Consider the following 5,877-nt stretch of genomic DNA (forward strand, 5'->3'; position numbering starts at 1 on the left):
AAACAGTGTTTTGAGGTTGCAGATGGAAACTGACGAAGTCAGCTCAAAACATGGTTTTGAGGTTGTAGATAAGACTGACGAAGTCAGTAACCATATCTACGGCAAGGCGAAACTGACGTGGCTTGAAGAGATTTTCGAAGAGTATTAGAATGACTTTCTCTTGATTTGCTTAATAAAGTAGAAGATAAATCCTGCTACCATATAGGCAACAAAGATAATCAGACACCACTTGAATACGACATCCCAACCCTTGTTCACATTTAAAAAGAAGTAAGGGAAAGGATTATCCTTGGCATTTGGAATATTGAGTTTTAGAACCAAGCCATTAAAAAGAGCAAACATCATATACAGCAAGGGTAAAATGGTCCACACTGCTGGATCCCAAATCTTATATTGACCCTGTTTGTCAAAAAAGAGGGTATCCGCTAAAAACCAGATGGGAACGATATAGTGGCAAAGGAAATTTTCTAGGGTATAGAAATTAGTCGCAATGGGCGCCAAGAGGAAATGGTAAATCACACAGGTAATCATGATACTCATGGTGACCCCACCTTTTAAGCGCAAGAGACTTGGCCTTTGCCAATTTTCACCTACACGGCTCATAACCTTTAGAAGATAAAGGGTAAAAATAGTTACCAAGAGGTTGGACAGAACCGTGTAATAGAGAAGCATCCCAAAACCACCATGCTTAGTAATTTCAAGATAAACTCCCGTAAAAGCCGCTAGAAACAAGAAGATACGGCTATAAAATACAAGTTTATAGTGTTTTGACATGCTTAAATCTTCCTCACAAACTCTGATTTGAGTTTCATGGCACCAAAACCATCAATCTTACAGTCGATATTGTGGTCGCCTTCTACGATGCGGATATTTTTCACGCGCGTCCCTTGTTTCAAATCTTTTGGCGCACCTTTTACTTTCAAGTCCTTGATGAGAGTTACTGTATCACCATCAGCCAATTTATTTCCGTTGGCATCGATAGCGACAAGACCTTCTTCTGCTTCTGCAACTTCAGCAGGATTCCACTCATGAGCACACTCTGGGCAAACCAGTAGGGCACCGTCTTCGTAGACATACTCTGAGTTACATTTTGGACAATTTGGTAAATTGTTCATAGTTTCTCCTTATCATCATTCACTATTCTTTGAAAATCAAAATTTCTCGAACAGCAACTATTATACCCTAAAATCAGCATTTTGACAAATTTAGAAAAAAACCGATATCCATCTATCGGCTTTTCTACATTTACATTCTTTTTTCAGCTTCTGCTTTGATTTTTTCAACTACTTCTTGAATGTTCAAGCCAGTTGTATCAAGATAGACAGCGTCCTCTGCTTGTTTAAGAGGAGAAGTCTCCCGATGACTATCCTTGTAGTCACGCGCAGCAATTTCCTCTTTTAGAGTTTCAAGGTCTGTTTCAATTCCCTTGGCAATATTTTCCTTGTAACGGCGCCCTGCTCTCTCATCAACAGAAGCTACTAGGAAAATTTTCAATTCTGCTTGTGGCAATACAACAGTTCCAATATCGCGACCATCCATGACAATCCCACCTTGCTGGGCAATTTCTTGTTGGAGAGAAACTAGTTTCTCACGCACTTGAGGAATTGCTGCAATAGCAGAAACATGATTGGTCACTTCATTTTCACGGATAGGATGGGTAATATCCACATCTCCTACAAAAACAAGCTGGTCTCCAGTTTCTGAACGTCCAAAGCTGATTGGATGCTGGTCCAACAAGGTTAGAAGGGCTTCGACTTCTTCAACTCCTAATTGGTTCTTAAGAGCCATATAGGTCGCTGCACGATACATAGCTCCTGTATCAAGGTAGGTGAATCCAAAATCCTTAGCAATAATCTTTGCGACCGTACTCTTACCGCTGGAAGCAGGACCATCAATAGCAATTTGAATTGTTTTCATATCGGCTCCTATTTTATTTTTATAACATCACCTGGATTGGCAAACCAAGATCCTGTAGCCATGTGCCCAGGATTCAAGGCCTCTAACTGAGCAATGGAGATTCCTGCACGAGCGGCAATAGCTGCTTCCCCTTCTCCTGCGAGAACTTTAATCGTTCCTTCAGGATTAGCAGCTTCTTCTGAACTACTAGAAGTAGATTCTGGCTCTGAACTCTGCTCAGGCTGAGAACTGCTTGAAGATGAGATTTGTACTACACTTGCATCAGAATCATGAAAGTCTTTTAAGGCTGCTGTGCGATTACTCCCCCCCGATGATAGATAGATGAAAACGATGACCATCACCACCACAATTACAAAGAAAATACTAGCTAGGATCGTCAAAATACGATTAGCCATCCTATCAGCCCCTCCGTGGTTTCGATGCCGACGCTCTGCTCTTGCTTCTTCTTGATCATAAATATCTTCTTGCCACGGTTCTTTTGCCATACCTTACTCCTTGTTTTTTTTTACTTTTCTTATTACAATATAAATATGAACATGAAAATCACACTTATACCTGAACGATGCATCGCCTGTGGGCTTTGCCAAACTTATTCTGACTTATTTGATTACCACGATAATGGAATCGTGCGTTTTTACGATAATCCTGACCAACTGGAAAAAGAAATTTCTCCTAGTCAGGATGTCTTAGAGGCTGTTAAAAACTGTCCGACACGTGCCTTGATTAAAAATCAACACTAATCTCTCATAGTAAATTGACAAGAACGTTTCACTCTTTCTAGTTTAGCATATTTCCATGTAAAATTATAGTCTTTTCACTTTATTTTTTTCTGTAAAATCAGGAAGATCACTTTTTTCTTTAACGAGATAAAGTGGTCTTTTTTTAGTCTCCAGATAAATCTTACTGCAACTTATAATCTAAATTCCTCAATGAGAATAGACTTCTACCATTCTATTTCCTTTACCCTTTTTACAAATTCATTCCACTCTCGTCTACAATCTTTAGATAGGCATATATCCGTATAATTGAACGATAAATCTTTAATATTCTTCCACCAATCAAAAGAATTTCCCGCTTCTTCTGTTTCTATTCTTTTGTTAACTACTTCAACAATTGTATTATCTATCTCTTCCTTGTCATCTAAACTTAGAAATCTCCATTCAATTCCATTTGTATAAATTACTTTTTTATACCATAAAAGGTCTCCAATAAGTTGTCCCATCTCTCCAGTTATATGTTCAAAACTGTTCGATATGGTTGATTTGATTTTTTCCTCTGTAATTAAACTATAATTTAAATTCTTAACTTCCACGCATCCTCGAAGTTCCTTCCATTCTTCAATTTTTATACTTTTCCTAGATTTGTTTTCATAAGTCTTATCTAAAATAACTATATCAGGAAAATTACTTAGACCATAATAAATTTGTCCCAAACCCCTTCTTTGTCTTCCGAAGACATATCTTTTTGATAAACTATCTTTTAAAGTTGGCTTAATTATATCAGCAACTAAAGGATACAGTTCAACCTCTACATAATTTTGTTTCTTTATTAGCCCGATTTCTTCAGTATAATCCTCTTTACTTAGCATAAAATAACCCTCCTGAATGTTTTATTTATTAAGTTATCGTCTTTGCAGTAAATTTATTCCACATAGTTCATTTATATCATGTCAAATCCCTAATTTTTTTAAAAATCACTCAAGTTCCAGACCAAAAGAATTATAATTACAAAAAAGTGACTGCGCCAGATAATTCCTACTTTTTCATGATCTATGATAACTTTTTTCTTTGATAAGATAAAGTGGTCTTTTTTTAGTCTCCAAATAAATCTTACTGATATATTTACCGAGAATCCCAATAGTCAAGAGTTGAATGCCTCCAAGAAAGAGAATAACAGCCATCAGAGAGGTCCAACCAGATGTCGAATTGCCCAAAATGAGGGTTCGAACCACGACAAAAAAGGTCATAAGCAGAGAAATAAAACAAGATAGGAGACCAGCTACAAAGGCTATAATCAAGGGAAAATCTGAAAAGTTAACAATCCCTTCAATAGAGTAGAAAAAGAGTTGCCTAAAACTCCAACTGGTCTTGCCAGCCTGCCTTTCGACATTTGGATAGTCCAGATAGTGGGTTTTAAAGCCGACCCAGGCAAATAGTCCCTTAGAAAAACGATTGGACTCGGTCAAACTTAAAATAGCATCGACTACAGACCGTCTCATCATACGAAAATCACGAACACCTGAGGGCAAGGCTACTGGGCTAATTTTTTGCATGAGGCGGTAAAAGAGATTAGCACAGAAACTGCGAAAGAAGGGTTCTCCCTCCCGACTAGTTCTCCGTGTTCCTACGCAGTCCAAGTCTGCATTTTGGTCTAGTAAATTTTTCATCTCTAGCAACATACTAGGAGGATCCTGGAGATCTGCATCCATCACCACCACCAAATCTCCTGTCGCATATTGTAAACCTGCATACAGTGCTGCTTCTTTACCAAAATTTCGTGAGAAAGAAATATAATGTACTGCCGAATTTTGTTCCCGATAGGCCTTTAAGAGTTCCAAGGTTCCATCGCTTGAGCCATCATCGACAAAGACATACTCGATTTCTGTTTCCAAATCAGGAATCAAATCTTCCAAAGCCTGATAAAAAAGAGGAAGTACTTCCTCTTAGTTTAAACAGGGGACTATGATTGACATCACCATCTTAGTCTTCAAATCCATTTGGATGCTTACTTTGCCAACGCCATGCGTCTTCACACATTTGGGTGATGCCTAATTCTGCTTCCCAGCCCAGTTCTGCTTTGGCTTTTGCAGGATCTGAATAGCAGGCTGCGATATCCCCTGGGCGACGGTCTACGATGCGGTAAGGAATTGGGCGTCCCACTGCTTTTTCCATATTTTGGATAATTTCAAGAACTGAGTAGCCTTTACCTGTTCCAAGGTTATAAACGTTTAGGCCTGAACCTTTTTGGATTTTTTTCAGAGCTGCGACGTGACCTTTAGCCAAATCGACAACGTGGATATAGTCACGAACACCAGTTCCATCTTCGGTATCGTAATCGTCTCCAAACACTTGCACTTGCTCTAATTTCCCAACAGCTACTTGAGTCACATATGGCAAGAGATTGTTTGGAATACCATTTGGATTTTCTCCCAAATCTCCACTCTCATGGGCTCCGATTGGGTTAAAGTAACGAAGCAAGACCACATTCCATTCTGAATCTGCCTTGTAGATATCCGTCAAAATTTCCTCAAGCATAAGCTTAGTGCGGCCATATGGATTGGTCACTGAAAGTGGAAAATCTTCCAAGATGGGCACTGTGTGCGGATCCCCGTAAACTGTCGCAGAAGAACTGAAAATAATGTTTTTACAGTTGGCTTCTTCCATGGCTTTCAAAAGGCTAAGAGTTCCTGCTATATTGTTGTCATAGTAGGCAAGAGGAATACGAGTAGATTCTCCAACAGCCTTCAAGCCAGCAAAGTGAATGACCCCTGTTGGTTCTTCTTGTTTGAAAATGTCACGAAGAGTATCTATATCACGGATATCTGCCTCATAGAAAGGTACTTCAACTCCTGTAATTCTCTCAACAACTTCTAAACTTTTGCGATTGCTGTTGACAAGGTTATCCACCACAACAACCTGATGACCTGCTTGGATTAACTCAATAACAGTGTGGGTTCCGATAAAACCTGCTCCACCCGTTAGCAAAATCTTTTCTTGCATCTTAATTCCTCGATTCTCGGATTATTTTTTCTTATTTTACCATTTTTGATAGGGAATGTCATTTGCCATCCTAGAGGGTAAGATAAAATTTCAGTAAAATGCTTATACTCTTCGAAAATCTCTTCAAACAACGTCAGCTTCGCCTTGCCATGGGTATGGTTACTGACTTCGTCAGTTCCATCCACAACCTCAAAACAGTGTTTTAAGCTGACTTCGTCAGTTCCATCCACAACCTCAAAAC

General features: G+C 39.0%; 9 protein-coding genes and 1 pseudogene. 1 reads left to right on the top strand and 9 read right to left on the bottom strand.

Annotation, left to right across the window (positions count from 1 at the left end):
• Positions 1-144 precede the first annotated feature (144 nt).
• From HT723_RS08710 to HT723_RS08725, 4 genes are all read right to left on the bottom strand, one after another.
• Positions 145-774: a Pr6Pr family membrane protein gene (locus HT723_RS08710; RefSeq protein ID WP_000033949.1), complete on the bottom strand. Its 630-nt coding sequence runs from the start codon at positions 772-774 to the stop codon at positions 145-147.
• Between the two features lie 2 nt (positions 775-776).
• On the bottom strand, positions 777-1,115 hold the full coding sequence (locus HT723_RS08715; protein ID WP_001061585.1) for a zinc ribbon domain-containing protein YjdM: 339 nt from the start codon (positions 1,113-1,115) through the stop codon (positions 777-779).
• A 130-nt stretch (positions 1,116-1,245) separates the two neighbouring features.
• Positions 1,246-1,917 (bottom strand): (d)CMP kinase, encoded by a 672-nt coding sequence (gene cmk / locus HT723_RS08720; RefSeq protein ID WP_100104790.1) that lies wholly within the window; start codon positions 1,915-1,917, stop codon positions 1,246-1,248.
• Between the two features lie 8 nt (positions 1,918-1,925).
• The gene (locus HT723_RS08725) at positions 1,926-2,402 is read right to left on the bottom strand and encodes an SAG1386/EF1546 family surface-associated protein (RefSeq protein WP_172935045.1); all 477 of its coding nucleotides are present in this window, start codon (positions 2,400-2,402) and stop codon (positions 1,926-1,928) included.
• 51 nt (positions 2,403-2,453) lie between these two features.
• Between HT723_RS08725 and HT723_RS08730 the strand changes: the two genes are divergently transcribed.
• Positions 2,454-2,657, top strand: a complete 204-nt coding sequence (locus HT723_RS08730) for a ferredoxin (RefSeq protein WP_172925684.1) — start codon at positions 2,454-2,456, stop codon at positions 2,655-2,657.
• Positions 2,658-2,720: 63 nt separating this feature from the next.
• On the opposite strand, the pseudogene HT723_RS08735 reads toward HT723_RS08730, so the two are convergent.
• From HT723_RS08735 to HT723_RS08755, 5 genes and pseudogenes are all read right to left on the bottom strand, one after another.
• Positions 2,721-2,822 (bottom strand): annotated as a pseudogene (locus HT723_RS08735) (group 2 glycosyl transferase); the annotation flags it as partial.
• A 38-nt stretch (positions 2,823-2,860) separates the two neighbouring features.
• Positions 2,861-3,505: a hypothetical protein gene (locus HT723_RS08740; protein WP_000949237.1), complete on the bottom strand. Its 645-nt coding sequence runs from the start codon at positions 3,503-3,505 to the stop codon at positions 2,861-2,863.
• 174 nt (positions 3,506-3,679) lie between these two features.
• A complete protein-coding gene (locus HT723_RS08745) occupies positions 3,680-4,549 on the bottom strand; it encodes a glycosyltransferase family 2 protein (RefSeq protein ID WP_345890250.1) in 870 nt (289 codons plus the stop codon).
• A gap of 67 nt (positions 4,550-4,616) precedes the next feature.
• Positions 4,617-5,636, bottom strand: a complete 1,020-nt coding sequence (galE, locus tag HT723_RS08750) for a UDP-glucose 4-epimerase GalE (protein ID WP_001156508.1) — start codon at positions 5,634-5,636, stop codon at positions 4,617-4,619.
• A partial coding sequence (locus HT723_RS08755) for a hypothetical protein (RefSeq protein WP_172935036.1) occupies positions 5,615-5,877 on the bottom strand: 263 nt, incomplete at its 5' end. The genes galE and HT723_RS08755, both read right to left, overlap by 22 nt.

Origin of the sequence: Streptococcus sp. 2106 (assembly GCF_013277315.1) — a bacterium.
Lineage (GTDB): Bacteria > Bacillota > Bacilli > Lactobacillales > Streptococcaceae > Streptococcus > Streptococcus pseudopneumoniae.